This is a genomic window from Halorhodospira sp. 9622 (genome assembly GCF_022228025.1).
Classification (GTDB): Bacteria; Pseudomonadota; Gammaproteobacteria; order Nitrococcales; family Halorhodospiraceae; genus Halorhodospira; species Halorhodospira halophila_A.
In genome coordinates this window covers 17,456-40,159 of sequence record NZ_JAJNRE010000020.1, presented here as the reverse complement: position 1 = coordinate 40,159, position 22,704 = coordinate 17,456, and the positions used below count along the sequence as shown (strand labels likewise).

Below are 22,704 nucleotides of genomic sequence, written 5' to 3'. Positions count from 1 at the left end.
GAAGGAGTGGGAGCGAGAGGGGCGCTGAGTGGACCTGCACCCGGCTGGGTCTGATCATATGGCCACCACGGTGGTCATTGGCCATGGCCAATCTGGGTGGTCACGCTTGATACCTTCCGCCGCACCGTCTCCCGGGCGACCACGGCATGCTTGGCCAACGTATCTAGGGCCTGCAGGTCATCCGCGTTGGCCGGCTCGACGAGGGTTTGATCCGGTGAGTGCCACCAGAGGCGCCGGTCCCCGGAGACCCACCAGCCGGCCTCCATGCGCTCGAGGACCTTCTGCATCACCTCCTGGTGGCGCCGACGGGAAGCGGCCGCCAGGGCCTCGCTGCGGCGGGCCCGCGCCAACTCCATGCGCAGGCCCGCGAGCCGGTCCTCCTGTAGGGCGATTTCGCGCTCAATGGACGCAGGGGCTCTCATGCGCCCTCCGTGTGTATGCGCTCGGGCGCGGCCTGATGCATGCCCGTCGATGCCCAGGCGAAGTAGATGCACTGCCTCCAGGGCAGGCCCGCCCGGCGCAGCTGGAGCGCAAAGCGGACTGCCCGTGTTGTGGTTCTGATGCGCCGCATGGCTACGCCGCCTCCTGCTCTGCACGGTCAGCGGATACCGAAACAACTTGGCCGGCTTGAGATGCTCCGTCCCGGACGACCCGCTCGATTGCGGCCCGGGTCATCTTGGCGGGGGCTTGCAGAGTGACGGCCACGGTCCACTGCGTTGGCAGTGCGTTGGCGGCGCCGGTCTCCGGCGGCACGTCCCACCCGGCCTCGGTGGTCTCGCCGGTGTCGCTGACGTCGGGCTCCTGGTGGACGGGCGGTGCGGCCTCGTGCTGCGCCTCCTGCTCAGCCTGTCGCCGCTCCGCTTGGCGAGCCCGCTCCTGCTCAGCCTCCTGTCGCCGGCGCTCCTGGTGCTCGGCGATCCGGGCCTTGATGGCGGCCTCCATGTCGTCGCCCGGCTTGCGGATGAGGTCGGCCCAGTCCGGGAACAGGGTGGGGTGGTCCTCGGTGAGGTCGCGGAACCGCGACAGGTTCGCGCGCAGGCGTTCGGCCTCCTCGGCTAGTCGCAGCCGGGCGTCGGCCAGCTCCTGCTCGGCGGCGTCGCGAACGGTCTTGACCGTCTTCTTGCCCTTGATCGCCCCGGCGAAGTCGGCCTCTGGCTCGATGCGCAGCCCGAGTTCTTCCTCGTGCCCCCGGGCGGATTCGGCCAGGGCGTTCTGGCACTCGGCGATGATCTCCTGCCGGATGGCCTTCTTGCGGTGCTCGACCTTCTTGTCGAGATCCAGGCGGGTCTTGCGCGCCTGCTCCCGGATCTCGTCGATGGCCTTGAAGAGCTCATCGATGCTCTGCGTCTGGGACAGCGCGTGCTCCTTGGCGGCATCGAGGCGCTTCTCGATCTCCTTGCACCACTTCGCGGTCTCGGCGGCATCCGCGAAGTCCTGATCCGTGGCCAGGTCCGTCTTGATGCCCTGGAAGACCTCCAGTGCGCGCGACTTGAACTCGTTCAGGTTCGACGCGGTGACGCCCCCGGTGATCTGGATGTGCAGCGCCGGCAGCTCACCGGGCGCGGAGCCGGTTACCTCGGGCCCGTCCTCTCGCGGCTGGTAGGCGCGCAGGTCCTCGTCGAACTGGTGCCAGGCGCGCACGAGAAGCCGCTGCTTCTCCGGGTCCGGCTCGTACCAGCACCAGATACAGTTATCCTCGGTCCCGTCCGAGAGCATAAACAGGGCCCGGTCGGCTCCGGTGATCATCAGCTGCTGCTCGAGCTGCCAGACGTGCTCATCGGGCACCTGGCCGGCCCGCACCTGCTCCGCCTTGGCCTGGTTCCAGGACTTGTGCTCCCAGACCACGTCGTTGAGCATCGTCAGCCCATCGCAGCTGGCGAGCAGCGGTAGCCCGTCGATGTGCGAGCGTACAGTGGCGCGGAAGAGCTCCTCGCCGATGATCTTCTCGGCGATGGGCCGGGCCGCTTCCTCATCGGCGTGCCCCTTGTCGAGCAGGTTCTTCTGCGCCCAGTCGCTGAACGCCTGCTCGGTGCCGGACGCCTTGTGACTGAGCAGGTCCGATCGCGGGATCGGCCCGACGCCCATCACCGCCGGCGCCTCGCTGGCGTTGTAATGGCTCGCTCTCAGGCGGTTCCATTCCGGGGTGCCTTGCACAAGATCGAGAACTTCCATCACTCACCCCCTTCGATCGGTTGGCATTGGCGGATCCGCTCGGCCTGCTCATCGGTGAGCTGGTAGGAGCTGGATGCCTTGGCGATCACCTCCTCGACGCTGATCCGCCCGCCCTGAATGGCCTGCTGCCACTTAGGGAGATTCTCCTCGAACCGGTCCTGAGGGTAGGCCGGCAGTTGCTCGGGCTCGTTGGCCGGCTCCGGGGTGACATCCTTCTCGGGGATGTCCCGGACCTCCTCGGCGACGGCGATGCCGCGCAAAGCGTCCGGGAAGACATCGCGCAGGGCGAAGCCGCGGGCGCGCATCTGGATCATGCGCTTGGGGTAGTCCTGCCACGGACCTTTCTTGCCGGTCAGCCCGGCGGCCTGGGCATCCTGGTGGCCGAAGGTGCGCACCTGCTCCTCCTCGCCCCTGCGCTTAACGCGGCAGGTGGCCGTCCAGGTGGAGTCGTCCCACTCTTCACGAATGTACTCGCAGCTTGGGTGGCCGCGGACGATGGCAATCAGGCTGTCGCCCCAGACGCAGGGGCGGCCGTTGATCACGGCGATCCCCTGCAGGGCCTGGATCGGTTGCAGGCCAAGCTCCATGCCCATCTGCATGGCCACCAGGACATTGCCGGGCTTGCCCCGGTAGTCCTGCGGGACCACCTCGGAGTTGGCGATCAGGTCGGCGTACTTCATCGCCTCGTCGAGGCTCTTCGGCGTCAGGCTGAATGCCTGGGCGCTGCTTTGCGTCATCTCGGTGTTCATCGGAAACCTCCGTTCGGGTGTGGGTCAGGCGACGCGGCCCTGCTCGAGCTTGGCCTCGAGCTCCAGGGCGCGCTCCTGCAGTCGTTCGCGTCGGATGCGCTCGGTGACCAGGGCGGTTTCGTAGCGGTTCACGCGTGCCTGGGCCTGGCGCACGATCTCGTCGGCCTCGGCCTGTTTGCGGTGAGCCCGCTCGTGGAGCTCCTTGGCGTATTCCTCGATCGGTCGCAGGGCGCCTTGTAGCGCCACCTTGAGATTGAGCACTGGTGCGGGCTCGCCGCCGGTTCTGCGCAGCCGACGGGCCAGGCGGTCATAGACGCTGGCCAGTTCGGCGAAGGCATTGCGCTCGATGTCCCCGAGGTGGGCGAGATCCCGCGCGGTCTGCTCGTCCTCGACCCAGGCAAGGACCTCCTCGGCATCGTTCTTGAGTACCCAGACGCCGGCATCGACATCGAACTCGGTGTGGAGCGGGAGCATGAGGCGGTCGGTGATGATGTCCATGCGGCCCTCCTAAAGCGCGTCGCGCATGTTCTGCTGACGGCGGTTGGATTCGACCCGGCCCTGCGCTTTCTGTCGGGACCAGGAGGCGAGGGCGCGGTGCCAGAGGGCACGCGCGCGGGGGTGACCGGCCTCGGCGGCGTTGCGGAGCACGGCCATCAGCTCGGCGCCGTCGCCGCAGTCAGCGATGAGGTGGTGGAGCAATTCGGCATCGTGCTCGCCGGCCTGGGCGCGCTCGGAATACCGGTCGGCGAGGTTGCGAAGACGGGTCTCGCTCATGGCTCAGACCTCCCGCAGTCGGATCTGCCGGGCGACATAGGCCCGGGCGTTGCGCAGCATCTGTCGCGCCTCGTCGAGCGACTGGGCCTGGCTGAGCGCGTTATCGACGGTCTCGGCGAGGGTCAGGGACACCAGGGTCATGCGGTACTGGTGATGACAGCGCTCGCCGCAGACGTAGTAGGCCATCAGCGCCTCGCGCAGGCGTTCGACCTCATGCTCGTGGGCCTGGAGCTCGGCGGCCTGCCGGGCCGGTCTCTGGTCGTCGATCATCGGTTGCATCGTTCCTCCTACGCAGCGCCGGGGCCGCGGTCGTCATCCATCAAACTGAGGGCCTCGGTAACACCAAGCTGGTAGGCCTGCTCCGGCGTGGCGCCGGTGCGCACGGCCTCACGCGCGGCTTCCTCCGCCTGGACGCAGATTGGTCGCGGGGCGCGGAGAAAGCGCAGCCGTTGGTAGAGGCGGGCCAGCGCGGCAGATTCCCGGCTCCGGTGGTCGACTACCGGTGCTTGGGTCAGGGCGCCGTCGACCACCCGTAGGTGGCGCCCCCGGCGGGCCGCCTCGGCGGCGAAGTCGATCAGCGTGGTCATGAGAAGGCCTCCTTGGCGTGGGCGCAGGGTCCGGTGTCGAGGTGGCGCGCCACGGCGGCCCCCAGCAGGAGCTTGCCGCGCGCCAGAAGTAGAAGCTCGCGCTGCTCGAGCAGCTCGAGGCGATTCGCAAGGCGCAGGAAGAAGCGGAGAAGCGGGTCGTTGAGCTTCGCCAGCTTCAGGAGGATGTGTCGGGATTTCGGTTCTACTGGGCCGATCCGGGGACTGGGGTTTACGCCAGAGAGGGCGCGTCCGATGAGAACAAGCCCCCGGGCCCGTACCTTTGCGCTAACTGTATGGAGCGCAGTCAGAAGTCCACGCTCCAGCTTCAGCAGCGTCGCCCGCAGACCGATACCTACTACTGCCCAGCCTGCGGCGCTCGGGTCCATCTGTTCATCGGCCTTCCGCCAAGACGGCGCCGCGTCTCTAAATCCCCGTGGCTGTCCTAGCGCTTCGGTGGCGCGGTCTGCCCGCAGGCCAGCCGCGATCCAGTCGCGTCTGCGGTTCATGATCTGTCCTCCAAGTGGGTGACAAGCTCGAGCAGCCTCTGGCGCGCAGAAGGCATGTCAGGCCGGGTGAGCGTGTCTATCAGCGCCCAGCGCAGGTGGTGGGCCTTGGCGATCTCTGCTTCTATGCCCTCGCTGCGGCCGGCCTCAGCCGCACGCTCAAGGCGATCCACCAGGCTGGTTACGTCCTTCGGTTGCACTCCTAACCTCCCAGCGCCTGCTCGAGACTCATCAGTGCTAATAGCGCCGCCACTGCCGCGGCGGCCTGGACTGCGTCGCGGATCACGCCGTATCCAGTTCGCCGAGGCGGAGGTCCTGGTGGATCTCGAGTACGTTTCGGGCTTCGCCGGAATTGGCGACGCGCCCAAGGCACTCCCGGGTGTCAGCGTCGTAGACGCCGATGTCCTGGCCGTTGCCAGCGAAGGTCAACCTGGACCGGCCCTGGGCCTCCTCGGCGATGCGGGTGGCGCGTGGGAGCAGGGCGCGGTAAAGGCGGATTCGGGCGTGGTGCATGGGTTTGATCTCCGTATGCTTGTCTCGGGGCTACGCTTTAAGCAAAGGAGATCACGGTACGTGTTTCGAAGTCAACACGTACCGTGATTGCACGCGCGTGTATGGAGGGCGCCTTGCCCGGGGCCAACGCCTGTACTAAGTCCGCTGCCAGCCCGCGCGCGCCATGGGCGGGCCTGTGTCGGGAGCGAGGAGGGGGCGGCGAGAGCGGATCAACAGCGCGGGCGCCCGATGAGGTGCGGGCTCAGGGGTGGTATCGGGGTCTTAGAGGGCGGCGGTTACTTCGGAGTCGCGGATGGGGCGGGGGGTCTGGCTGGGGATGGAGGCAACCAGGACGGTCTTGCCCGGGGAGAGCTAACGCGGCGAGGCGCCCGGGGACGCACTTGGGGCGGCAGTGCTCTGGTTTAACGGCGGCGGGCAACGGGTCGGATCCGTGGCCACACTGCGGTACACTTCGCACCATGCGCGAATTGGAAGTTCGACAGGCAGTGCGAGATAAGCTAAGAGGTCTCTACCAAGGAGATCCAAGGACTCGCGTTGTCGAAGAGATGGGGGTGTGGTCGGGCTCCGTCAGGGTTGATGTCGCAGTCATCAATGGAGAGCTGTCTGCTTTCGAACTTAAGAGCGAGAGAGACACGCTTGAGCGGCTCCCGAAGCAGGCTGAATTATACAATCAGGTGTTTGACCGAGTGACGCTCGTTAGCGCGAGTCGTCACTTATCGAAAGCCCTGTCCTGCATCCCAGAGTGGTGGGGCGTCTTGGCAGCCGAGATGCAAGACGGGCATGTTAGGCTTTATGAAGAACGAGGTTCAGGCATAAACCCTGGCATTGATTCGATACAGGTAGCGCGTCTCCTGTGGAGGGACGAAGCGCTTGACATCCTTGTCAGGCACGGCATCGAGCGTGGCGTAAAAAGCAAAAGAGCCGAGCTTATCTACTCTAGAATGGCGGAATCATTGACCCTTGAAACAATTTGCCACGAGGTCCGTGAGTCCCTAAAGAAAAGATCCGGCTGGTTACGGAATTGTGTTTCCGACTAGCTCAAGGTGTCGGTTAATCATTATCGCAGCCCAAGTGGTCCTGTTCCCAGTTTTCTGTTCTTCTTCTGCAATAAGCCGAATCTGCTCATCGGCCCAGCAGTATGGAAGTTTGTTGAAATCCGGATCAGATGACAGGGTTTTGGCATGATCAAGATATTGGGTGCTCATCAGAACTCCGGACTCTCCGGATGTTGGGTGTCCTTTCAGTATTATCCAGCTATCAGGGAGGGCATAGCGAACGCTTACGGTCGCTCGCGCCATCGCTTCTCCAGGGGGGTCCTCTAGCTGTGCGGATGCCGGGCCCCGGTCACTGTAATCAGGCGTCCAGTCCAGCCGAGGTAAGATCGCATTCCAAATTCGCCATTCAAGCCGATCAATAGTGGACTTACCGCGTGGAAAACCTCCCATGTCGAAGGGGGACGAATAACCGCTTATCGTTATCGACCTCCAGGCGGGCCTGTAACCCATATGCTCCCTTAGTAAAACCGGAATCGTGCTTTCAAGAAGCGAGGCATGCTCCGGCTGTACACACCCTAAATCAATAACTATGTCCACGCTGCCCTTCGGGATCCCGTGGTCACTGATCCATCGCTCCGCATCTTGGATTTCGTTGGGTGTGACGATTAGCGCAGATCGATCTGTGTACGCATTTACAAAAGGTATTGTTGCGCGTAGGTACTCTGGGTCGTCTTTAATTGTGAATGCCGGTGCAATCTTAACCCCGCCGTCACCGAGTTCAGATAGTACTTGTCTGCTGTATTCAGCGGATCCACTGGATTCATAGTGATATCCGCCATGTACAAAAGCTGTCCGCCCCTTCCAGGCGTCAATTAAGCGTGCCGCAAAAGTCTGAGAGGGGGAGGGGACAAGCGCAAAAATTGGTTCAACCTTTTGGGATGAGGGTTTAGAAAGCTGGGATAAGGCGTCTATTTCTCCTGCCTTGCTTCGTAGTATCGGTCGATAGATGGCCATCCATGCTTCTCCTTTGGTTGCTGTAACTCCTAGTCTTCCTGGACGATCGTTTCTCTAACTACGCCAATTACCTCCCACTCGCCGTCGATCTTCAGCGTCTCGTACTGCGGATTCAGGGGCTTGAGGTAGTACTGGCCGGCATCGCGCGCGAGTTCCTTGAACGTCACGTCGAAGGTCTCGACGTGCCGCGCGACAACACGCCGCCCCACGTCCGGTGCTGTGTCCGGGTCAACCAGGATCAGGCAGCCGGGTGGGTAGCCCCGCCCGTATGGCGCCACCATTGAGTCGCCCTCGACGCGCAGGTAGAAGGCGTTGGGGCCCACGTTCTTCGTGGTGAAGTGCCAATGGTCGGCGTCCCCAGGGTGGTGCAGGTCGATGGCCTCGTGCCAGTGCCCGGCCTGCACCCAGCTGATCTCTGGGATCGCACGCGCCGGCTCCGGACCCGGGCAGACGTTCTCGTGCTCATGACCGCCTGAGGAAGAGATCGGCTCGCGGTCGCCGGTGCCGAACTGGAGCCACTCGGGGCGAACCCCGGTGACTGTAGCGATCGTCAATATGTCCTTGTATGACGGTGTTCGGGCGTCACGCTCGTAGTTACCGACCCGAGACTGTGACTCTTCCCAGCCGCACATCTTGGCTAGGCCGCGCTGGGTCACCTTGCTCCCCAGCGTGTCGGAAAGGCGTTCACGCGCCTCTTTGATCCGCTTCCCAATTGACATGACTTGAGTACAACACGTCGCGTGATGCGGCTTGGCAACGAAGCGTGTTGACGTAGAACACGTATCGTGATTTTCTAAGCGCATGGGCGAAATGAACTCACTCAAGAGAGCGGCAGACGCGGTTGGGTCGGTAACGGAACTGGCGCAGGCAATCGGCGTGAGGCAGTCGACCGTTTCGAACTGGTTCATGCGCGGACGCGTCCCGGCCGAGCGCTGCGCGGCCATTGAGCTGGCGACGAATGGCGCCGTCACGCGGGCGGAGCTCCGGCCTGACGTGTTCGGCGAGCTCAAGTCCGACCACGCCGCTTAACAGGGTCTCCTCCCGGCGCCACGGCGTCGTTCGCTGGGCCCGGGTGGCACACCGAGATTCTAAGAGGGGGGCACGAGATGGGTCTCCGAAAAGCCGCACTCGCCGCACGTGTACGTGCGCTCTAGCGCGCCCAGGTCGCCAAACGGGCCGGAGCTCGACCGGGAGTCGCTTACTCGGAAGCTGGGCAGGCCGCAGCTCGGGCATGGGTGACCTGGGGCAGGTGATGGGCCCTGCAGCTGGCTTTCTAGTTCGGCGACTCGTTTCTCGAGCTGGTCGATCCGATCCGGGGCTTGGCGGATGCGGGCCCACTCCGGCCACCGATCGAGGAGAGAGAGGAGGTCCCCAATGGAAGACATAGCCACCCCCAAGTGCCAGTTGCTCCCAGCTGGTGTGTCCGTCGCTGAAGTCGGTTTCACCAACGTCCTGGTCCGAGACTTCGGCGACGGGCGCGCCCAGTTGGCGATCGTAGCGAAAGGCAAGGAGGTGGCGTTGGTCGACTTGGACGACAACGCGCGCCGCCACCTTGCGGCGCTGCTCGCTGCGAGCAATGGGTGAGGCGTATCGCATGGGCTTCACGCTCCTCGACGCCTTCTGCCGTAAGCGGTTGTCCCCGCTCCGGGGTTGTGGGTCTGGGTCTCCTCCCGACGCCCCGGCGTCGTTCGCCGAGCCTGGTCCGACACCGGCCGGCGCTTTTTACAGCCATGAGGGAAGAGCCATGAAAGAGCAGAGCAGTGAAGCCAATCCGGGGCTCGACCAGGTGCAGCCGGATACCGACAGGGCCCTGGAGCTGGTCCATGTCGCCCGGGACATCCGGGCCGACGGCGATGACCGGCCGCTCCACGAGATCGTCCAGGAGGTGGCCCGCGCGTATCAGGCGGCGCAGGCGGTGCTCGGCGGCCAACGGATGAGCAGTGAGCACAGCCCTGGCCTGCATGCGATAGGCGAACAGCGGTCAGGGCTAATGGCGTTCCGTCCGCGTGCGGCTGGTTTCCGGGGCGAGCCATGGGATGCCCGCCAGGTCCAGCGAGTGCTGACCAACCTTCTCGATGGGCACTCGGGTATCCGCATGGCTCTTCGAAACGCACGCAGCAACGCCCCCGGGTCTGGCCTGGTGAAGCAGCTGGAAGGCCTCGACCGGCGGATGGAGCAGCTGCTATCGAGCCTACAGCCAACCCTCGTTGATCAGGGTCTCCCGTCTCCATTCCTCGACGGCCGTGACCCGGCAGTCCACGACCGGGATCAGTGAGGAATCCGTGAGCCGATACTCGACGCGCTCGACTATGAACTCGGAGCAGCCCTGGAACTCCTGCTCGGCGAGTTCCGCGGGGATGGTGACCTTGTCCCCTGCCCGCGGGATGGGCCCGTCCGGGACTTCCTGCTCCCGGACTAGCGCGAGGTTCTTGCCTCTGAGCAACAGGCGCATGAGGGGCCTCCTTCCTCTCGCTCGTATGGGTGGCACCAGCAAGCGTAGCGGGAAGGTCGCGCCCCTCTCCATCCATGACCGTGCCCCTGCGCACTTTCGCCATAACAACACTCTGACGCCGGCCAAGGGAGGGAGCCATGTCCTCTGAGGTACACGAACACCCCCGCTCGGAGGTCATCTACCGGTACATCCGCGAGGCGATCGCCCGCGGGGTGATGACCCAGGAGAGCTACGCCGACGAGGTGCGCATGCAGTTCGAGCGCCTTGTCCCGCAGCCGATGCGCTGCCTGCACTTCCACGACCCGGAGGCGAGTGCCTCGCCCTCGAGGGCCCTGGCCACCAACCGGAAGCACGTCTTCCGCTGGTTCGACCCGGAGGCCACAGCCCGGATGCCGGTCGACCTGGAGGAGGCGGTGGTTGAGGCCCTCCCGGAGCCGGAGCGCACCGAGTGCCGGCGCGAGCTCGGGTGGCGGCTCGGCCTGTGGGGCTCGATCCGTCGCCCGCTGGATGCCAGCGGGGACTACTGCTGCCTCGGTGACCTGGCCCGCGAGTTCGGGCAGCTCTCCACGGTGGCCGGACAGATGCTGGCCAACGGCGGCGAGCTCGGGCCCCAGGACGCCGCGGATCTGCCCGAGCTCCAGCGCCAGGCGCGGGTGCTGCAGGCGAACATCCAGGCGCTGATCGAGCGGGCCGATCGAAGAACCGCCGGCGCTTCGGGCGCGAGCAACGTCGTTCACTACCCGCAGGAGACCGGGTGATGAGTGCGATCAAGCTCAACCAGGACGAGCTCGAGGCCCTCACCCGCGGGGAGATGGCCTCCCGCGTCTCGCACGCCGCCAAGCTGGTCTATCTGCTCGTGATCCGTCCGGCCATGGACTACGCCTCGGGCACGGCCGGTCGGCGCCGGGTGATCAGCTACCAGCAGCTGCGCGAGGCGCTGGAGTACATCCCGCCGGCCGGGTCGCACCGGGCCGAGGTGCGCTACAGCCGGGAGCAGCTGCGTGGGCTACTGCGTGAGATCGAGCGCGCGGGCTGGGTCGAGTGGGTGAAGACCGGCGACCGGGGCCTCGTTTTTCACTGTCCGCTCGCGGATACGGATCAGTGTGGCTCGACGAGGAACAACCCCGGAGCAACCCCGGAACAACCCCGGAGGAACACCCCGGCGGACGACACCCCGGTAAACCGGGCTGAGCCCCATACCGACGCGGGTTTCCACGCGATGGGCAACACCGGGGAGAACCCCAGCGCCAACCCCGGAGCAACCCCTTGCGGCAGTGCAAGGAGCAACACACCTCCGGAGGTCCGGATATCCGGAGAGTGTGTGGGGGACACACACACGTTCGATGGCGCCGGCGACACCGGTGCCCGCCCCGCCGCCGGCGAGGGTGTGTGTGACCGGCCCCGCGCCGCCGAGCGCCGGGACCAGCGCTTCGAGGATTGGTGGGCCGTCTACCCGAAGAAGGTCGGCAAGAAGCCGGCTCGGGAGAAGTGGAAGGCCAAGCGCCTCGACGCGCGGGCCGACGAGCTCATCGCCGACGTCCAGCTGCGCGCCGGGTCGGATCGCAAGTGGGTCGCCGGCTACGTTCCCAACCCCACGACCTATCTCACCCAGGAGCGCTGGAACGACGAGATCGAGCGGGACCAGCCCCGCCTGCACGCCATCACCGGCGGCAAGGCCACGCAGCGCAACGCCGCCGCCGTCCAGGCCTTCCTGGAGGAGGACGCATGAACGCCGAGGACCGTCAGCCGTTCGCCGAGTCGCTGCAGGCGACCATGGAGCTCTACGACAAGGCCCTGTCCAAGCAGGCGCTGCAGCTGTGGTGGCAGGCGCTCAGCGACTACGCATTCGAGGAGGTCCGGGGTGGGCTTTCGCGGCACATCCAGGACCCGGAGCGCGGGCGCTTCGCCCCGAAACCGGCGGATGTCATCGCCGCCATCCAGTCGGCGTATCTCAGCCAGTGGCCGTCGGCCGAGCAGGCCTGGGCGCAGGCGATCGCCGCGGTCGACGAGCGCGAGACCGTGATCTGGCGCTCGCAGGAGGCGCAACAGGCCTGGCACGAGGCTGCGCAGGCGATCTACCTCGACGGCGATGAGGTCGGCGCCCGGGTGGCGTTCCGGGAGTCGTACAACCGCCTGGTCCGCGCTGCGGTGGAGGCGGGTCGGGCCCCGCAGCCGGCGATCTCGCTCGGCCACGACCCGGCGGCGCGGCGCGAGGCGCTGGAGCGGGCCACCGAGCAGGGGCTGCTCAGCGCCGAGCAGGCCCGGCGTCATCTCCCTGCCCCCGAGGCGGCCCCGGTGGCCGGGCTGCTCACCAACGGTGGCGAGCGGGAATACCCGGCGCAGCGGCTGCGTGAGCTCCGGGAGGCCGTCGGCGGGGGTAGGGGCCGGGCAAGCGGGCACCGGCAGGAGGCGATCGAAGCGGAGCGTCAGCGCCAGCTGGCCGAACTCGAAGAGCAGGAGGGTGCAGCGTGATGGATGTCCAGACCCCGGCAACACGCAAGCACGACCCGGATTCGAGCCACGAGGCCGAGGAGGTGGTCACTGCCTCGGGGCGTCGGGCGGCGCAGCAACGGCAGGCCGCTGAGGCGGTGCGAGCCCACCCGGGCGTGACATCTGCGGAGCTCGCCCGGCGCAGCGGGTTGGATCGGTACATGCTCGGCCGGCGGCTGCCGGAGTGCGAGACCGCCGGCACCGTGGTCCGCGGCTCGCAGGTCCGGGATCCGCAGACAGGGCGGACCGGCGTGTCCTGGTGGCCGGCCGAGTACCGCGAGGAGGACTACCGCCGGGACTGCCTGGTCGAGGATGCCGCCGAGCGGATCATCCACACCGGCAGCCGCGAGGAGCGCCGGGCCATGCTCGCGCGGTATCGCCAGAGCCATGGCGCCGAGCTCGGGGAGCGGATCCGGGCACGGGTGGAGGAGCTCTGGCCGCGGCGCCGGGAGGTGGCGTGATGGGTGATATCGAACAGATACCGGCGGCCGATGAGTTTGGGGCGCCCGAGATCCCGTTTGAGCTGCGCCGCGAGTCAGCGTGCCTGGTAGCGCTGGGTGTCCGGCCAATGGCGTTACTGGGCCGGTGCGCGGATGCCGATGAGTCGGTGCGGATCCGCCTTTACCACCTGCTGGAGTCAGCTCGAACCCAGATCTACGAGAGCGAGAAGGTGATCTCCTTCGTGTTGCCCGTCCCGGGTGGGGTGCTCGACTACGGCTACGCTCGGCAGCCCTGGGTCGTCGAGTTCTACCGCTGGGTGGAGTATCACGCGCCGAGTCGGCAGGCGGATCGGGCCAGGGGGTTGTTGTTCGGGTATGCCCCGTGCGCGATCCAGGCGCATGAGGATCGCAACACGGGGGCGTACTGGGACGATGCCTAGTTTTTCGTGGGGCGGATCAGTGTCCAGCGTACCTCGCCATGACTTCGACACGGCGGGAATGTCTCTCCCTCGGATAGAGCAATCTGGGTGCTGCAAGCGCAGGAGCTCTTGTAGATCCCCGATTGTTGGCAGGTCTGACCGGTACGTCCTGTTGTAGCCATGGTCAAGCCTCCGCTTGATGTTGCGAACGGAATGCCCTACTTAGCACGAGGTGTTTTTCCAATGGAAGGGGCGTTTTGCCGTCGCTCGTTCGTTGGCCCGCAGGCAGTGCGGGGCGTCGGGCTGGACATGCAAGGCCGGAGTGAGCGGTGCGTGCCCGGGGTGATTGGTGGCTTGGTGATGGGTTTTGTCGGCAGGCCTGAGTTCGGTGCCCCTCACCATCTGGGGAAGCGTATAGGCGTAAGGCGTCGGGCTCTTCTCACGAGCATTAGGGCCGGGGGAATCGCCAGCCAGGCGATGAAAGCGCTGTACCAGGGCCAGCCGGCCAAGGCGGCCCCGGTGCCGGCGGCCAGAAAGCCAAATGCCGTGGTGGTAAGAAGGGAGTCGATGAGCGGTGAGCCTGCACGCTCGACCTGTTCCCGCCGGCTCTCAAGCATGCGGTGGTCCCGCGCGTGGCGCCGGGCTTGCTCTTCCTTCATGGCCTCCAGGATCTCGCGGGCGGAGCCCGGCCGGATTCGCTCACAGCGTTTGAAGGTGGTCGCGGAGGGCCAGCCGTCGACATACGTCACCAGCGGCGCCTCGTCACCGAGCACGCGCTCCAGCGCGCGCTCGAAGTCCCGGCGCAACATCGCCCGGTCCCGGAGCAGGCCGTCCCCCGGGTCTCCATTCCGGCCCATGCCCGCGGAGCGGTCTTTGCCGGACTGGTTATTCGGTGCCATGGGGCGGGCCTCCCCGTTTCCGCGTTCGAGTTCCTCGGGTGAAGGGGTCGAAATCCCCGCGCATTGCTCTGCGATCGGCGGTGAAGCCCGGCCGGACCCGGATGATCTCCTTGCCCGGCATGGGCCGCAGGTTGGGCCGGGGTATGCGCCTGACGACATTGCGAGGAGTCAGGCTAGCACACAGCCGGGGCTGGCAAAGCCATGAGCGAGCGCTTCGTCATCCGCCCCGAGGACCCTGGGGCCGGCTGGCCGGTGGCCGAGCGCTGCGCCCGGACCCTACGGCAGGTGTGCGAGCGGCTCAAGCGTGAGGGTGGCGCCCCGGTAGAGGTCGTCATCGGCGAGTACCGGCGCCGGCGCTCGCTTGAGCAGAACCGGCTCTATTGGAGCGCCTACGTTCGCCCGCTGGCCGAGCATTGCGGGGTGTCCTCCCAGGCGATGCACCGCTGGCTCAAGTGGGAGTTCCTGGAGCCCGAGTTGGTCGTCGACCCGTTCACCGGCGAGATCCTGCGCGAGGGCGAGCCGACGACTACGGGCCTCACCACAGCGGAGTTCAACCAGTACCTCGAGATGATCTCGGCCATGGCCGCCGAGCAGGGCGTACACCTGCCGGCGCCTGGGGAGCACGCGGCCACTTACGGGTGGCCGGAGGAGGCGGCCTGATGGGGCTCAAGCGTCGGCCCATCCGCAACCGCAGGCTCTTGGACTCAGCCCGGGGCCGGCCCTGCGAGCTGCGCGTGCCGGGAGTGTGCCAAGGCGGGACCGAGACGACCGTGGCCGCTCACTCGAACTGGTCCGAGGACGGCAAAGCCGCCGGGCAGAAGGCCGACGACATTTTCCATGCCCGGGCGTGTGCGGCCTGCCACCGCTGGCTCGATGAGGGGTCGGCGCCGGATGCCGAGAAACGGGAGCTCTTCCACCGCGGGCTCAAGCGGACGTGGCGGAGGCTCATTGACGAAGGAGTGATCCAGTTGGAGGGCGTATGGAGCTGACGTTGCCCTGGCCACCGAGCGTGAATACCTATTGGCGCCACGTCCCGAAAGGCGGCGGCGTGCGCTCGTTGATCTCTCGGCGTGGGCGCGAGTACCGCGGGGAGGTGGCCTCGGCCGTTGTTGAAGCCCTCGCCGAGGGGCGGCCGGCGATGATGCGTCGTGCCCAGGACGGGGCGCGGCTCGAGGTGACCATTGAGGCCTATCCGCCGGATCGGCGCCGGCGCGATTGCGACAACTTCGCCAAGGCGGTGCTCGACTCGCTCGAGCATGCCGGCGTCTACGCCGACGACAGCCAGATCGATGAGCTCCACATCCTGCGCCGCGGCGTGGAGCACGGCGGGCGGGTCATTGTGCGGATTGAGGAGGTGAGCGGGTGATCCAGACGGTGAGCGCGCGCGTGGCTATCGCCCTGGCAACGCAGATGGGCTGGGAGGCCGGAGATGATATCGGCAGCGGCAATCGCGGCAGTGGGTACAGCCATACCAGCGGCCATGTGGCCCACGGCATCGACTGCGGACAGGTGCTCGCTGCGGTGGACCGCCAGGAGCCGGCGGTGCGGGACTGGCTACTCGTCGCCTATGCCTGCCCGGGGTATGTGGGGCTTGAGACGGCTCATCGGGTCAGGGGGCGCCTCCAGGAGGCCGTGGCCGTTGCGCATGACTGCCGGAGCAAGAAGCTGCCCGAGTTCGTCACCGCCGCCATGTCGGTCTATATCGAGCGTGCGATGGATGGTCAGCGCCGAACCTCTGAGGTGACCCGGGAGAAGTGGCTGCAGTGTGCACGCCTTGCGGGGCTCAATATGCGGCATAAGGCGCGTTGGGAGCCACGCCAGCAAACCGTTGAGCAGCTCATCAGCCGCTGGGAGGCATCAGGGCTCAATGACGTGCGCAAGACATTGACATGTGGGGAAGAAGCGGCCTAAGATAAACCCATCTTGGGGTGGTAACGACGAACGGCCCGTAGCCGCCCCGTAGGTCCTCCTCCGCCCCTGGGTGCCATCGCGCTCAGGGGCTTTTGCGTTGGGGGCCGGGGTGTTGCAGCATCGGCGGTTTTGGTCTGGCCGAGGCTGATCTCCCGGCGTTCGAGCGGGGAGCGGTGGTGCCCCGGTTCACCGCGCCGTTCCGGAGTGCCCGAGACCTTGCGCCACTTTCATAGACCTTGCCACGAGCAGCGCATCCTCCGACTGGCCTTGCCAGGTATGGCGGGGATGAGGTAGTGCCCACCCGCCCGGGCTCGTCGCGCTGAGGCTCCGTTGGGGTGTCAGCTGCGGGGCTATGAAGCGTCGCAATGTCCGGTGGGTGCCTGGGCACAAGCCGGCCAAGGGAGGTGACAAGCGGCCCTTGCGCGCGGTAAGTTAAGATGTATATAAACAAAGGTCGCCCGATGCGCACGCTCTACGAGGGAAAGAAGTCGGACATACGCGCTACAGACGCGGCTTGGAAGGCTTGGCAGCAGGCGCGTGCACAAGTGCCGGGCAACCAGAGTCAGTGCGAGGCTCAGCTGATCGCAAGGCTTCAAACCTTGGCAGACCGAGATCATCTTCCAATTCCCAAGGCGTTGAGCAGAGAGGGCGATGGCATCCAGGCGGTTAAAGCTCATTGCGGTTTGCGGGCCTATGGGTGGTTTACCTCGGACAGTAAAGGCAAAAAATTATTCATCATCGCTCATGCGGTAATGAAGAAACAGGATAAGGCTCTCAAGCAAGACCTTGATCGGGTCAAGGCGGAGCGCCAAAAGATTGAGGGGAAATAGGGCTATGGCACGTACGCTGCTCGATGAATGGCTCGAAGAGTCCGAGGAGAATCGGCGCCTCCATAATCAGGAGAGTTTGATCGCCAAGGTGACGGCCGACATCTGCGAAGAGATGGAGCGCCAAAGTGTTACTCGCGCCCAGCTGGCGGAGCGCATGGGCACTAGCCGCTCGAATATTACTCAGGTGCTGACTGGGTCTAGAAATATGACGCTCCGTACCCTTGCGGATATCGGTCACTTTTTGGGTGTCGATGTTGATGTCCGCTTGCGGCGAAGCGTGGCAGAAGAGGGCCTGCGCGGTGCTGCTAAGAATGCCAAGTGCATTAGCATGTACGTCGACGAAGAGCGGCTTTCGAATTTACTGGTTGATGATGTCTCCAATAAGAAGAAAAAGAAGTCGCTGAATCTTCGGCAGCCACCCGCTTCCTGGAAGGCCTCACTGGATAGTATCGGAGCATATAAAAATGTCGGACCATCGAGCCCTTGAAAGAGCCACAGAAAGCCTGGCTATTAGGGATGTTTTCATGGAGGATACATCCGCCAAGGTTCAGGAGGGGTTTAGCCTTAGTGGAGATTCCAAAGGGATCAGTGTCCAGGTACGCCAGTCCCCGGAATCGAATGTGGATATACTGGTGGAAGGTGACCGGGAATTTGTCCGGTTTCGTGTGAGCGCGGGTGTTCGGCTTGTTCGGTCCAACGAAGAGGCTGAAGGGAGCGAAGAGGGCGATCAGGTCTGCGCCGAGATTGATGCGGTGTTTGTTGCTGATTACGAGGCTGTGAACTCGCTCGCGGAAGATGGTGAGGCGCTAGCCGTGTTCGCGCGGAAAAATGCACTCTTCCATGTCTGGCCTTACTGGCGGGAGTATGTGCATGCCATGACTTACAGGATGCGCCTCCCGAAAATTGTCTTGCCCATGTTCAAGGTTGAGCCGGACGAGGAAGCAGAAGGCGGGGACGACGCTCACCGCAGCTAGTTAGTCGCCATGGAACTGAGTGCCAGCCGGTAGAGGCCTTACGAGGCGCCCCGGGCCACTTGTACCGCAGCCGGGCTAACGGCATCCGCGCATGGCCCCCAAAAAAGCCCCACACGGTCCGCCCTGTGGGGTTTTTTGCGTTCAAGGCAGTCCGACCTGGCCCCCGTCCCTGCTCCTTCGCCGTCTCCGGTCGGTCTGCATCCATAGAGGATAGACCATGCTCCCGAACTTTTCCGCAGACGAGCTCCGCTGCCAAGGCAGCGGCGAGCTCCGGCTCGCCCATGGGTTCGCCCCGGCCCTGCAGGGCCTACGAGATGCGCTGACGCTCGCCTACGTGCGCGACGGCATGGGTGCGGACGAGGCCCAGTCCGCAGCGGCGATGATCATCACCAGCGCCTGCCGCTCCCCGGAGCACAACGCCGACGTCGGCGGGGCCGAGGAGAGCCTGCACCTGACCGAAGGCGGTCTCGTCGATGGCTGCGCCGCGGTGGATGTGGCCGCCGACGCGGAGGGCGACGCCGACTACCGGGAGCGGCTGATCCCCGTGGCCCGTGAGCGGGACTGGTCCATCGGCTACCACAGCTCATTCCTGCACCTGGACCTCAGAGCCGCATACGGCCACGACCGCGTGGAGTTCGACTACTGATGCTGGGGAAATCGATGAAGACCGCCGAGCAGGTCCAGCGCATCAAGGGCCGCCTCGAGGGGGCGGCCTGGGCCACGGGTGCGTGGCTGAGCATCGGCGCAATCGCAGCGAGGATCATCTGGTGAGTGAGCGCATCAAGCCTTCCGACCCGGACCAGCTGTGGGCGCGGCGCTGGGTTCTGGCGCTGCTGGCCATGGCGGCCTACATGGCGGCGATGGCCGCTGAGCCGCTACTGGGGCACGAGTACCCCCCGGCCGTCTACTGGACGCTGACCATCCAGGTGGTGGCGTTCACGGCCCCGGCTGCCATGGAGGCGATCGGTAATGCGAGGAGTGGGCGATGATCGAGACCATCCGCAGGTGGGTGGCCTGGGCTGGCGCCGGTGCGCTGGCCGCCCTGGGCGTGGCTGCGGCCGTGTTCCGCCGGCAGCGCGACACCGCCCGCGACGAGGCCGAGCGCGAGGGGCGTCGGGCCGACCAGGCCGAAGAGCGCGCCGAGCAGCGCGAAGCGATCGCCGACGCCGACCGGGAGGGCGAGAAGCGCACCGAGGAGGCCAGACAGCAGGCCCGGGAGGCTGAGGGCCGCGACCGGTTCGAGGACGGGGTCTGATGATGGATCCGCGCGATCTTCTCACTGCCGCAGTGGGTCTGATCGTCACCACGCTGGCCGTGGCCCTGTTCCCCACTCTGCCGGGGTGTGCGCTCCCCGAGCGCGAGGTCTACGTCCAGGAGCCGGTCCCGGTCCCGCCCCGGCCGGACGTGCCCACGGTGGCTGCCGGTGAGCTCGAGTGCCTCAGCGACGACGCCTACCGCGCACTGGCCGAGCGCGACGCCGTCCTGGAGGCGCACATCGCCCGGCTGGAGCGGCTGATCCGCACCACGCACGAGGACGTCGACTAGGGAGTAGCCGATGACCAAGACCGACGAGCAGGTCACCAAGCTCGATCGCTGGATGATCGCTATCGGTGGGCCGGTCGTGGCTGCGCTGCTGATCTGGATCGGCCACTCCACGCAGACGATCCTCAGCGAGCAGGCCGTGCTTCAGCACCAGATGACCGAGGTCGCCGAGCAGATGCAGGCGATGCCCTCCCCGGCGGAGTACGACCACGAGATGGAGGTGATCAACTCCGAGCTTGATCACATCCAGGAGCAGATGCACGAGCAGGCCGAGCGGCTCGACGAGCACGAGCGGATCCTCGAGGCCGTCGAGGAGTAGGCGCCTACGAGCGTTTCAGCGCCCAGGCGAACGCCACAACCCAGCCGATCAACGTCCAGCCAAGCAGGGCGTTGACCACCAGGATCGCGCCGGCATCCGCGTGGCCGTCGAGCACGGCCCACAGCGACGGCGTGAAGTAGATCAGCAGAAAGATCGGCCCTTCCATTGCCCGGCCAGACTGCCGCCGCGCACCGACACGGCGGCAGGTCCAGCGGAGGACATGCGCATGCACGAAGAAGCCGAGGCGCTGCGCGAGATCGCCGATGCGCTTGAGCGCGGTGAGCTCGATGGCCTGGTCATCGGGTATGAACACGGCACCGAGGCCGCGTCGATGGTGCTCGGCGAGCCCGGGCGGTTGCTCCTCGGTGAAATCGTTGTTCTCAAGGCGGCTTTGGCGGAGCAGGTCGCTATGGACAGCGATGTGGAGCAACGAAAGCTCGCAAAGCATTGATTGGGGGTGTAATAAACGAGTTGGGTGAGCCATCGGCGAAAATCCGGGGGCCCTGCAAAATCAAGGACTTCCGCGGGTGCTCAGAAGCGCGGAATTCGCGAACTTTTTCAGCCGGCATGGCTCTACAACATCATTCCCTTGTAAATCATTGAGTTATCGGATCTGAGGACGAGTCGACCGTGGCAAGACGGATGCCCTCACCGGCGCAGATCGGGGACGCCAACCTGTTCTCGATCAACCGCCTCTCCCAGGTCACCGGCATGGCTCGCGAGACGATCACCAAGCGCCTCAACGGCGTGCAGCCGGCCGGCATGAAAAACGGCCACCCGGTCTATCACTTCCGCGAGGCCGGCCCGGCGCTCTACGGCGAGTCCGCCGGCGCATCGAGCGCCGACCCGGAGGAGATGACGCCCTCGGATCGCGACCGCTGGTACGCCTCGGAGATCAAGCGCCTCGAGTACGAGAAGAGCCTCGGGCGGCTGATCCCGGCCGAGGAGGCGCGGCAGGCGTGGTCCGAGGCGCTCAAGTCCATGATGCTTGCGCTCGAGACCCTGACCGATCTCGTCGAGCGCGATGCCGGACTGAACCCGGAGCAGGCGCGGGTCATCGAGGCCACGGTCGATCGCGTGCGCCGTCAGCTTTACACCGAGCTCGGAGGCAGCGATGACGAAGACGGCTAGCGCCACGGCACTGCTCGCCGAGGTCGCTGAGATCGCCCGGCCCCCGCAGCGGCTCTCGGTGCCGGATGCCGCCGAGCGGCACGTGATGCTCGATATCCCCGGCGGCTACCAGGGCCCGTGGAGCAATGATCTGCCCTGGTACATGGTCGAGCCGGCCCGCTGTCTGACCGACCGGCGCTACGAGGCTGTGATCTTCGTCGGTCCCGCACAGAGCGCAAAGACAGCCGCGCTCATCGAGAACTGGGTCGCGCACAGCGTCGTCTGTGACCCCGGCGACATGATGATCGTCCAGACCGCACAGGAGACGGCGCGTGATTACTCGCGCCGGCGGATCGATCGGATGATCGACGCCTCTCCGGATCTGCGTGCGAGGCTGCGCGTCGGTCAGGGGGACAACACCCACGACAAGACCTTCTCGAGCGGGATGATCCTCTCGCTCGGCTGGCCGACGAAGAACCAGCTCGCGGGCAAGGCGATCGGGCGCATGGCGCTGACCGACTACGATCGCATGCCGCCGGATGTCGGCGGCGAGGGCTCGCCGTTCGATCTGGCGCGAAAGCGCACGACCACTTTCCTCTCGCGCGGGATGACCGTCGCCGAGTCCTCGCCCTCGCGCCCGGTGCGCGACCCAAAGTGGCGGCCGCAGAGCCCGCACGAGGCGCCGCCGACCGACGGGATCCTCGGGCTCTACAACACCGGGGACCGGCGCCGGCTCTACGGCCGCTGCCCGGAGTGCGGCGAGTACTTCATGCCTGCCGCCGGCATCGAGGCGGTAACCGTGCCTGAGGAGGGCTCGGTCGATCACCGCGCCGAGAACGCCGCGCTGATCTGCACGGCCAACGGCTGCCTGATCCACCAGGACGCCGAGCGGCGGTTCAAGCGCGACGGGCTGTGGCTGCGCGAGGGCCAGGAAGTGCTCAGCGACGGCCGTGTGGTTGGGGATCCGGTGCGCAGCCGGCGGGCAAGCTTCTGGATGCCCGGGTGGTTCGCCGCCTTCCAGCCGTGGCGCTCGATCGTCTCGAACTACCTCATGGCCTACCAGACGTTGGAGAACACCGGGGATGAGGAGCCGCTGAAGTCCTCGGTGAACACCGATATGGCTGCGCCCTATATCTACCAGGCGCAGCTGCAGGACACCCGCGACGGCAGCTATCTGCTCGCCCGGGCCGAGTCCTGGTCGCGGTTTCATGTCCCCGAAGGCGTGCGCGTTCTGCTGGCTGCGGTGGACGTGCAGAACAACCGCTTCGAGGTTGGCGTCTGGGGTTACGGGGTGGGTGGCGAGAAGTGGATCGTTGACCGCTACGCGATCCCCGACGTGCAGCCGGCCTCGCGGATCGAGGACTGGGAGCTGGTCACCGAGAAGGTCGCCCAGGCCACCTACCGCCTCGGTGACGGGCGCGAGCTCCAGGTCCATCGGGTGGCCGTCGACCACGGCGGCGAGGCCGGCGCCTCGCAGCGCGCCTACGAGTGGTGGCGCCAGATCCGCCATCTCGGTCTCGGCCGGCGGGTGCGCCTGGTCAAGGGGCAGCGCCTGGGGCGGGACCATTTCCGCGAGACCTATCCCGACTCGCGCGGGCGCAAGGACCGCAAGACCGGCGGGCGGGGGGACGTCCCGCTGCTGCAGCTCAACTCCGACGTCCTCAAGGACATCGTCTACTCGGACCTGCAGCGCGAGAGCCCGGGGCCGGGGTATGTGCACGTCCCGGATTGGCTGGCTGAGCGCTATGCCGATGAGCTCACCGCCGAGATACGCACCGAGAAGGGCTGGGACCCCATCCCCGGGCGGCGCAACGAGACCTTCGACCTTGCCTACTACGTCCACGGGCTGTGGCTGTTCATCCGGGGTGGACAGATCCGCTGGGACAACCCGCCGCCGTGGGCGCAGGAGATGGAGACGAACACCAACGTCATGGACGCCAGCGAGCGGCGGGCGATGAAGGCCCCGGCGCCCCGGCGCCGTGGGCGGGTCAGCCGCAGTTCACTGATCTAG

General features: G+C 66.1%; 39 protein-coding genes. 25 read left to right on the top strand and 14 right to left on the bottom strand.

All coding sequences use genetic code 11. The annotated features are described in order from the left end of the window. Window positions 1-74 precede the first annotated feature (74 nt). The 10 genes from LRG07_RS10895 to LRG07_RS10850 all read right to left on the bottom strand — a co-directional run bounded on the left by LRG07_RS10895 (window position 75) and on the right by LRG07_RS10850 (window position 5,298). Window positions 75-422 carry a hypothetical protein gene (locus LRG07_RS10895; protein ID WP_238642366.1) on the bottom strand — a complete coding sequence of 116 codons (348 nt, stop codon included), beginning with the start codon at window positions 420-422 and terminating at the stop codon, window positions 75-77. Between the two features lie 151 nt (window positions 423-573). After that, window positions 574-2,172: a YqaJ viral recombinase family protein gene (locus LRG07_RS10890; protein ID WP_238642365.1), complete on the bottom strand. Its 1,599-nt coding sequence runs from the start codon at window positions 2,170-2,172 to the stop codon at window positions 574-576. Continuing rightward, entirely contained in the window at window positions 2,172-2,921 is a 750-nt protein-coding gene (locus tag LRG07_RS10885; protein ID WP_238642364.1) for a recombinase RecT, read from the bottom strand. Before LRG07_RS10885 ends, LRG07_RS10890 begins: the two co-directional genes overlap by 1 nt. A 24-nt stretch (window positions 2,922-2,945) precedes the next feature. Continuing rightward, entirely contained in the window at window positions 2,946-3,419 is a 474-nt protein-coding gene (locus LRG07_RS10880) for a hypothetical protein (RefSeq protein ID WP_238642363.1), read from the bottom strand. Window positions 3,420-3,428: 9 nt separating this feature from the next. Beyond that, window positions 3,429-3,695: a hypothetical protein gene (locus LRG07_RS10875; protein WP_238642362.1), complete on the bottom strand. Its 267-nt coding sequence runs from the start codon at window positions 3,693-3,695 to the stop codon at window positions 3,429-3,431. Window positions 3,696-3,698: 3 nt separating this feature from the next. Further along, window positions 3,699-3,974, bottom strand: coding sequence for a hypothetical protein (locus LRG07_RS10870; RefSeq protein WP_238642361.1), 276 nt, complete (start codon window positions 3,972-3,974; stop codon window positions 3,699-3,701). 8 nt (window positions 3,975-3,982) lie between these two features. Then, a complete protein-coding gene (locus LRG07_RS10865) occupies window positions 3,983-4,282 on the bottom strand; it encodes a hypothetical protein (RefSeq protein ID WP_238642360.1) in 300 nt (99 codons plus the stop codon). Then, window positions 4,279-4,788 (bottom strand): hypothetical protein, encoded by a 510-nt coding sequence (locus LRG07_RS10860; protein WP_238642359.1) that lies wholly within the window; start codon window positions 4,786-4,788, stop codon window positions 4,279-4,281. Before LRG07_RS10860 ends, LRG07_RS10865 begins: the two co-directional genes overlap by 4 nt. After that, a complete protein-coding gene (locus LRG07_RS10855; protein ID WP_238642358.1) occupies window positions 4,785-4,985 on the bottom strand; it encodes a hypothetical protein in 201 nt (66 codons plus the stop codon). Before LRG07_RS10855 ends, LRG07_RS10860 begins: the two co-directional genes overlap by 4 nt. A gap of 82 nt (window positions 4,986-5,067) precedes the next feature. After that, window positions 5,068-5,298 (bottom strand): hypothetical protein, encoded by a 231-nt coding sequence (locus tag LRG07_RS10850; RefSeq protein WP_238642357.1) that lies wholly within the window; start codon window positions 5,296-5,298, stop codon window positions 5,068-5,070. Between the two features lie 458 nt (window positions 5,299-5,756). On the opposite strand from LRG07_RS10850, the gene LRG07_RS10845 reads away from it, so the two are divergent. Further along, a complete protein-coding gene (locus LRG07_RS10845) occupies window positions 5,757-6,335 on the top strand; it encodes a sce7726 family protein (protein WP_238642356.1) in 579 nt (192 codons plus the stop codon). Here LRG07_RS10845 and LRG07_RS10840 read toward each other — a convergent pair. Then, the gene (locus LRG07_RS10840; protein WP_238642355.1) at window positions 6,312-7,307 is read right to left on the bottom strand and encodes a beta family protein; all 996 of its coding nucleotides are present in this window, start codon (window positions 7,305-7,307) and stop codon (window positions 6,312-6,314) included. The genes LRG07_RS10845 and LRG07_RS10840 overlap by 24 nt on opposite strands. Window positions 7,308-7,336: 29 nt before the next feature. Beyond that, window positions 7,337-8,026 carry an XRE family transcriptional regulator gene (locus LRG07_RS10835; protein ID WP_255773276.1) on the bottom strand — a complete coding sequence of 230 codons (690 nt, stop codon included), beginning with the start codon at window positions 8,024-8,026 and terminating at the stop codon, window positions 7,337-7,339. 82 nt (window positions 8,027-8,108) lie between these two features. On the opposite strand from LRG07_RS10835, the gene LRG07_RS10830 reads away from it, so the two are divergent. From LRG07_RS10830 to LRG07_RS10795, 8 genes are all read left to right on the top strand, one after another. Further along, window positions 8,109-8,336, top strand: coding sequence for a transcriptional regulator (locus LRG07_RS10830; protein ID WP_370641534.1), 228 nt, complete (start codon window positions 8,109-8,111; stop codon window positions 8,334-8,336). 345 nt (window positions 8,337-8,681) lie between these two features. Beyond that, on the top strand, window positions 8,682-8,891 hold the full coding sequence (locus LRG07_RS10825; protein ID WP_238642353.1) for a hypothetical protein: 210 nt from the start codon (window positions 8,682-8,684) through the stop codon (window positions 8,889-8,891). 160 nt (window positions 8,892-9,051) lie between these two features. Next, complete coding sequence (locus LRG07_RS10820) at window positions 9,052-9,582, top strand: hypothetical protein (RefSeq protein WP_238642352.1); 531 nt, start codon at window positions 9,052-9,054, stop codon at window positions 9,580-9,582. A 314-nt stretch (window positions 9,583-9,896) separates the two neighbouring features. Beyond that, complete coding sequence (locus LRG07_RS10815) at window positions 9,897-10,517, top strand: hypothetical protein (RefSeq protein ID WP_238642351.1); 621 nt, start codon at window positions 9,897-9,899, stop codon at window positions 10,515-10,517. After that, a complete protein-coding gene (locus LRG07_RS10810; protein WP_238642350.1) occupies window positions 10,517-11,488 on the top strand; it encodes a hypothetical protein in 972 nt (323 codons plus the stop codon). Before LRG07_RS10815 ends, LRG07_RS10810 begins: the two co-directional genes overlap by 1 nt. Then, window positions 11,485-12,231: a hypothetical protein gene (locus LRG07_RS10805; protein ID WP_238642349.1), complete on the top strand. Its 747-nt coding sequence runs from the start codon at window positions 11,485-11,487 to the stop codon at window positions 12,229-12,231. The genes LRG07_RS10810 and LRG07_RS10805 overlap by 4 nt, the downstream gene beginning before the upstream one ends. Further along, window positions 12,231-12,710 carry a hypothetical protein gene (locus tag LRG07_RS10800; RefSeq protein WP_238642348.1) on the top strand — a complete coding sequence of 160 codons (480 nt, stop codon included), beginning with the start codon at window positions 12,231-12,233 and terminating at the stop codon, window positions 12,708-12,710. Before LRG07_RS10805 ends, LRG07_RS10800 begins: the two co-directional genes overlap by 1 nt. Further along, window positions 12,710-13,129: a hypothetical protein gene (locus tag LRG07_RS10795; RefSeq protein ID WP_238642347.1), complete on the top strand. Its 420-nt coding sequence runs from the start codon at window positions 12,710-12,712 to the stop codon at window positions 13,127-13,129. The genes LRG07_RS10800 and LRG07_RS10795 overlap by 1 nt, the downstream gene beginning before the upstream one ends. A gap of 374 nt (window positions 13,130-13,503) precedes the next feature. Here LRG07_RS10795 and LRG07_RS10790 read toward each other — a convergent pair whose 3' ends face one another. Further along, window positions 13,504-14,007, bottom strand: a complete 504-nt coding sequence (locus LRG07_RS10790; RefSeq protein ID WP_238642346.1) for a DUF2335 domain-containing protein — start codon at window positions 14,005-14,007, stop codon at window positions 13,504-13,506. 201 nt (window positions 14,008-14,208) lie between these two features. Here LRG07_RS10790 and LRG07_RS10785 point away from each other — a divergent pair, with 201 nt between their 5' ends. The 13 genes from LRG07_RS10785 (at window position 14,209) to LRG07_RS10730 (ending at window position 19,583) form a co-directional block, all read left to right on the top strand. Next, complete coding sequence (locus LRG07_RS10785) at window positions 14,209-14,667, top strand: hypothetical protein (protein WP_238642345.1); 459 nt, start codon at window positions 14,209-14,211, stop codon at window positions 14,665-14,667. Next, on the top strand, window positions 14,667-14,996 hold the full coding sequence (locus LRG07_RS10780; protein ID WP_238642344.1) for a nuclease domain-containing protein: 330 nt from the start codon (window positions 14,667-14,669) through the stop codon (window positions 14,994-14,996). The genes LRG07_RS10785 and LRG07_RS10780 overlap by 1 nt, the downstream gene beginning before the upstream one ends. After that, window positions 14,987-15,373, top strand: a complete 387-nt coding sequence (locus tag LRG07_RS10775) for a RusA family crossover junction endodeoxyribonuclease (protein ID WP_238642343.1) — start codon at window positions 14,987-14,989, stop codon at window positions 15,371-15,373. The genes LRG07_RS10780 and LRG07_RS10775 overlap by 10 nt, the downstream gene beginning before the upstream one ends. Continuing rightward, the gene (locus LRG07_RS10770; RefSeq protein ID WP_238642342.1) at window positions 15,370-15,918 is read left to right on the top strand and encodes a hypothetical protein; all 549 of its coding nucleotides are present in this window, start codon (window positions 15,370-15,372) and stop codon (window positions 15,916-15,918) included. Before LRG07_RS10775 ends, LRG07_RS10770 begins: the two co-directional genes overlap by 4 nt. A gap of 461 nt (window positions 15,919-16,379) precedes the next feature. Then, window positions 16,380-16,748, top strand: coding sequence for a hypothetical protein (locus LRG07_RS10765; RefSeq protein ID WP_238642341.1), 369 nt, complete (start codon window positions 16,380-16,382; stop codon window positions 16,746-16,748). Window positions 16,749-16,752: 4 nt separating this feature from the next. After that, window positions 16,753-17,235: a helix-turn-helix domain-containing protein gene (locus LRG07_RS10760; RefSeq protein ID WP_238642340.1), complete on the top strand. Its 483-nt coding sequence runs from the start codon at window positions 16,753-16,755 to the stop codon at window positions 17,233-17,235. A 37-nt stretch (window positions 17,236-17,272) separates the two neighbouring features. Then, complete coding sequence (locus LRG07_RS10755) at window positions 17,273-17,722, top strand: hypothetical protein (protein ID WP_238642339.1); 450 nt, start codon at window positions 17,273-17,275, stop codon at window positions 17,720-17,722. Window positions 17,723-17,939: 217 nt separating this feature from the next. Further along, window positions 17,940-18,368 (top strand): D-Ala-D-Ala carboxypeptidase family metallohydrolase, encoded by a 429-nt coding sequence (locus LRG07_RS10750; RefSeq protein WP_238642338.1) that lies wholly within the window; start codon window positions 17,940-17,942, stop codon window positions 18,366-18,368. Continuing rightward, window positions 18,368-18,493, top strand: coding sequence for a hypothetical protein (locus LRG07_RS13950; RefSeq protein WP_255773274.1), 126 nt, complete (start codon window positions 18,368-18,370; stop codon window positions 18,491-18,493). The genes LRG07_RS10750 and LRG07_RS13950 overlap by 1 nt, the downstream gene beginning before the upstream one ends. Beyond that, window positions 18,490-18,711, top strand: a complete 222-nt coding sequence (locus LRG07_RS10745) for a hypothetical protein (RefSeq protein ID WP_238642337.1) — start codon at window positions 18,490-18,492, stop codon at window positions 18,709-18,711. Before LRG07_RS13950 ends, LRG07_RS10745 begins: the two co-directional genes overlap by 4 nt. Beyond that, complete coding sequence (locus LRG07_RS10740) at window positions 18,708-18,977, top strand: hypothetical protein (RefSeq protein WP_238642336.1); 270 nt, start codon at window positions 18,708-18,710, stop codon at window positions 18,975-18,977. Before LRG07_RS10745 ends, LRG07_RS10740 begins: the two co-directional genes overlap by 4 nt. Further along, window positions 18,977-19,267, top strand: a complete 291-nt coding sequence (locus LRG07_RS10735; RefSeq protein ID WP_238642335.1) for a hypothetical protein — start codon at window positions 18,977-18,979, stop codon at window positions 19,265-19,267. Before LRG07_RS10740 ends, LRG07_RS10735 begins: the two co-directional genes overlap by 1 nt. Before the next feature lie 10 nt (window positions 19,268-19,277). Beyond that, entirely contained in the window at window positions 19,278-19,583 is a 306-nt protein-coding gene (locus tag LRG07_RS10730) for a hypothetical protein (RefSeq protein ID WP_238642334.1), read from the top strand. Window positions 19,584-19,587: 4 nt separating this feature from the next. Here LRG07_RS10730 and LRG07_RS10725 read toward each other — a convergent pair whose 3' ends face one another. Then, window positions 19,588-19,749 carry a superinfection immunity protein gene (locus tag LRG07_RS10725; protein WP_238642333.1) on the bottom strand — a complete coding sequence of 54 codons (162 nt, stop codon included), beginning with the start codon at window positions 19,747-19,749 and terminating at the stop codon, window positions 19,588-19,590. A gap of 60 nt (window positions 19,750-19,809) precedes the next feature. On the opposite strand from LRG07_RS10725, the gene LRG07_RS10720 reads away from it, so the two are divergent. The 3 genes from LRG07_RS10720 (at window position 19,810) to LRG07_RS10710 (ending at window position 22,704) form a co-directional block, all read left to right on the top strand. Beyond that, window positions 19,810-20,034 (top strand): hypothetical protein, encoded by a 225-nt coding sequence (locus LRG07_RS10720; protein WP_238642332.1) that lies wholly within the window; start codon window positions 19,810-19,812, stop codon window positions 20,032-20,034. A 179-nt stretch (window positions 20,035-20,213) separates the two neighbouring features. Beyond that, a complete protein-coding gene (locus tag LRG07_RS10715) occupies window positions 20,214-20,714 on the top strand; it encodes a DUF1441 family protein (protein ID WP_238642331.1) in 501 nt (166 codons plus the stop codon). Next, window positions 20,698-22,704 carry a phage terminase large subunit family protein gene (locus tag LRG07_RS10710; RefSeq protein WP_238642330.1) on the top strand — a complete coding sequence of 669 codons (2,007 nt, stop codon included), beginning with the start codon at window positions 20,698-20,700 and terminating at the stop codon, window positions 22,702-22,704. The genes LRG07_RS10715 and LRG07_RS10710 overlap by 17 nt, the downstream gene beginning before the upstream one ends.

Coding starts and splice junctions, on each gene's coding strand:
- LRG07_RS10740 (WP_238642336.1), top strand. CDS start 18,708: ATGATCGAGACCATCCGCAGGTGGGTGGCCTGGGCTGGCGCCGGTGCG.
- LRG07_RS10835 (WP_255773276.1), bottom strand. CDS start 8,026: ATGTCAATTGGGAAGCGGATCAAAGAGGCGCGTGAACGCCTTTCCGAC.
- LRG07_RS10830 (WP_370641534.1), top strand. CDS start 8,109: ATGGGCGAAATGAACTCACTCAAGAGAGCGGCAGACGCGGTTGGGTCG.
- LRG07_RS10885 (WP_238642364.1), bottom strand. CDS start 2,921: ATGAACACCGAGATGACGCAAAGCAGCGCCCAGGCATTCAGCCTGACG.
- LRG07_RS10840 (WP_238642355.1), bottom strand. CDS start 7,307: ATGGCCATCTATCGACCGATACTACGAAGCAAGGCAGGAGAAATAGAC.
- LRG07_RS10765 (WP_238642341.1), top strand. CDS start 16,380: ATGCGCACGCTCTACGAGGGAAAGAAGTCGGACATACGCGCTACAGAC.
- LRG07_RS10810 (WP_238642350.1), top strand. CDS start 10,517: ATGAGTGCGATCAAGCTCAACCAGGACGAGCTCGAGGCCCTCACCCGC.
- LRG07_RS10780 (WP_238642344.1), top strand. CDS start 14,667: ATGGGGCTCAAGCGTCGGCCCATCCGCAACCGCAGGCTCTTGGACTCA.
- LRG07_RS10795 (WP_238642347.1), top strand. CDS start 12,710: ATGGGTGATATCGAACAGATACCGGCGGCCGATGAGTTTGGGGCGCCC.
- LRG07_RS10815 (WP_238642351.1), top strand. CDS start 9,897: ATGTCCTCTGAGGTACACGAACACCCCCGCTCGGAGGTCATCTACCGG.
- LRG07_RS10805 (WP_238642349.1), top strand. CDS start 11,485: ATGAACGCCGAGGACCGTCAGCCGTTCGCCGAGTCGCTGCAGGCGACC.
- LRG07_RS10775 (WP_238642343.1), top strand. CDS start 14,987: ATGGAGCTGACGTTGCCCTGGCCACCGAGCGTGAATACCTATTGGCGC.
- LRG07_RS10725 (WP_238642333.1), bottom strand. CDS start 19,749: ATGGAAGGGCCGATCTTTCTGCTGATCTACTTCACGCCGTCGCTGTGG.
- LRG07_RS10760 (WP_238642340.1), top strand. CDS start 16,753: ATGGCACGTACGCTGCTCGATGAATGGCTCGAAGAGTCCGAGGAGAAT.
- LRG07_RS10800 (WP_238642348.1), top strand. CDS start 12,231: ATGGATGTCCAGACCCCGGCAACACGCAAGCACGACCCGGATTCGAGC.
- LRG07_RS10720 (WP_238642332.1), top strand. CDS start 19,810: ATGCACGAAGAAGCCGAGGCGCTGCGCGAGATCGCCGATGCGCTTGAG.
- LRG07_RS10870 (WP_238642361.1), bottom strand. CDS start 3,974: ATGCAACCGATGATCGACGACCAGAGACCGGCCCGGCAGGCCGCCGAG.
- LRG07_RS10710 (WP_238642330.1), top strand. CDS start 20,698: ATGACGAAGACGGCTAGCGCCACGGCACTGCTCGCCGAGGTCGCTGAG.
- LRG07_RS10865 (WP_238642360.1), bottom strand. CDS start 4,282: ATGACCACGCTGATCGACTTCGCCGCCGAGGCGGCCCGCCGGGGGCGC.
- LRG07_RS10755 (WP_238642339.1), top strand. CDS start 17,273: ATGGAGGATACATCCGCCAAGGTTCAGGAGGGGTTTAGCCTTAGTGGA.
- LRG07_RS10750 (WP_238642338.1), top strand. CDS start 17,940: ATGCTCCCGAACTTTTCCGCAGACGAGCTCCGCTGCCAAGGCAGCGGC.
- LRG07_RS10785 (WP_238642345.1), top strand. CDS start 14,209: ATGAGCGAGCGCTTCGTCATCCGCCCCGAGGACCCTGGGGCCGGCTGG.
- LRG07_RS10820 (WP_238642352.1), top strand. CDS start 9,052: ATGAAAGAGCAGAGCAGTGAAGCCAATCCGGGGCTCGACCAGGTGCAG.
- LRG07_RS10850 (WP_238642357.1), bottom strand. CDS start 5,298: ATGCACCACGCCCGAATCCGCCTTTACCGCGCCCTGCTCCCACGCGCC.
- LRG07_RS10895 (WP_238642366.1), bottom strand. CDS start 422: ATGAGAGCCCCTGCGTCCATTGAGCGCGAAATCGCCCTACAGGAGGAC.
- LRG07_RS10880 (WP_238642363.1), bottom strand. CDS start 3,419: ATGGACATCATCACCGACCGCCTCATGCTCCCGCTCCACACCGAGTTC.
- LRG07_RS10825 (WP_238642353.1), top strand. CDS start 8,682: ATGGAAGACATAGCCACCCCCAAGTGCCAGTTGCTCCCAGCTGGTGTG.
- LRG07_RS10735 (WP_238642335.1), top strand. CDS start 18,977: ATGATGGATCCGCGCGATCTTCTCACTGCCGCAGTGGGTCTGATCGTC.
- LRG07_RS10730 (WP_238642334.1), top strand. CDS start 19,278: ATGACCAAGACCGACGAGCAGGTCACCAAGCTCGATCGCTGGATGATC.
- LRG07_RS13950 (WP_255773274.1), top strand. CDS start 18,368: ATGCTGGGGAAATCGATGAAGACCGCCGAGCAGGTCCAGCGCATCAAG.
- LRG07_RS10890 (WP_238642365.1), bottom strand. CDS start 2,172: ATGGAAGTTCTCGATCTTGTGCAAGGCACCCCGGAATGGAACCGCCTG.
- LRG07_RS10860 (WP_238642359.1), bottom strand. CDS start 4,788: ATGAACCGCAGACGCGACTGGATCGCGGCTGGCCTGCGGGCAGACCGC.
- LRG07_RS10875 (WP_238642362.1), bottom strand. CDS start 3,695: ATGAGCGAGACCCGTCTTCGCAACCTCGCCGACCGGTATTCCGAGCGC.
- LRG07_RS10845 (WP_238642356.1), top strand. CDS start 5,757: ATGCGCGAATTGGAAGTTCGACAGGCAGTGCGAGATAAGCTAAGAGGT.
- LRG07_RS10790 (WP_238642346.1), bottom strand. CDS start 14,007: ATGGCACCGAATAACCAGTCCGGCAAAGACCGCTCCGCGGGCATGGGC.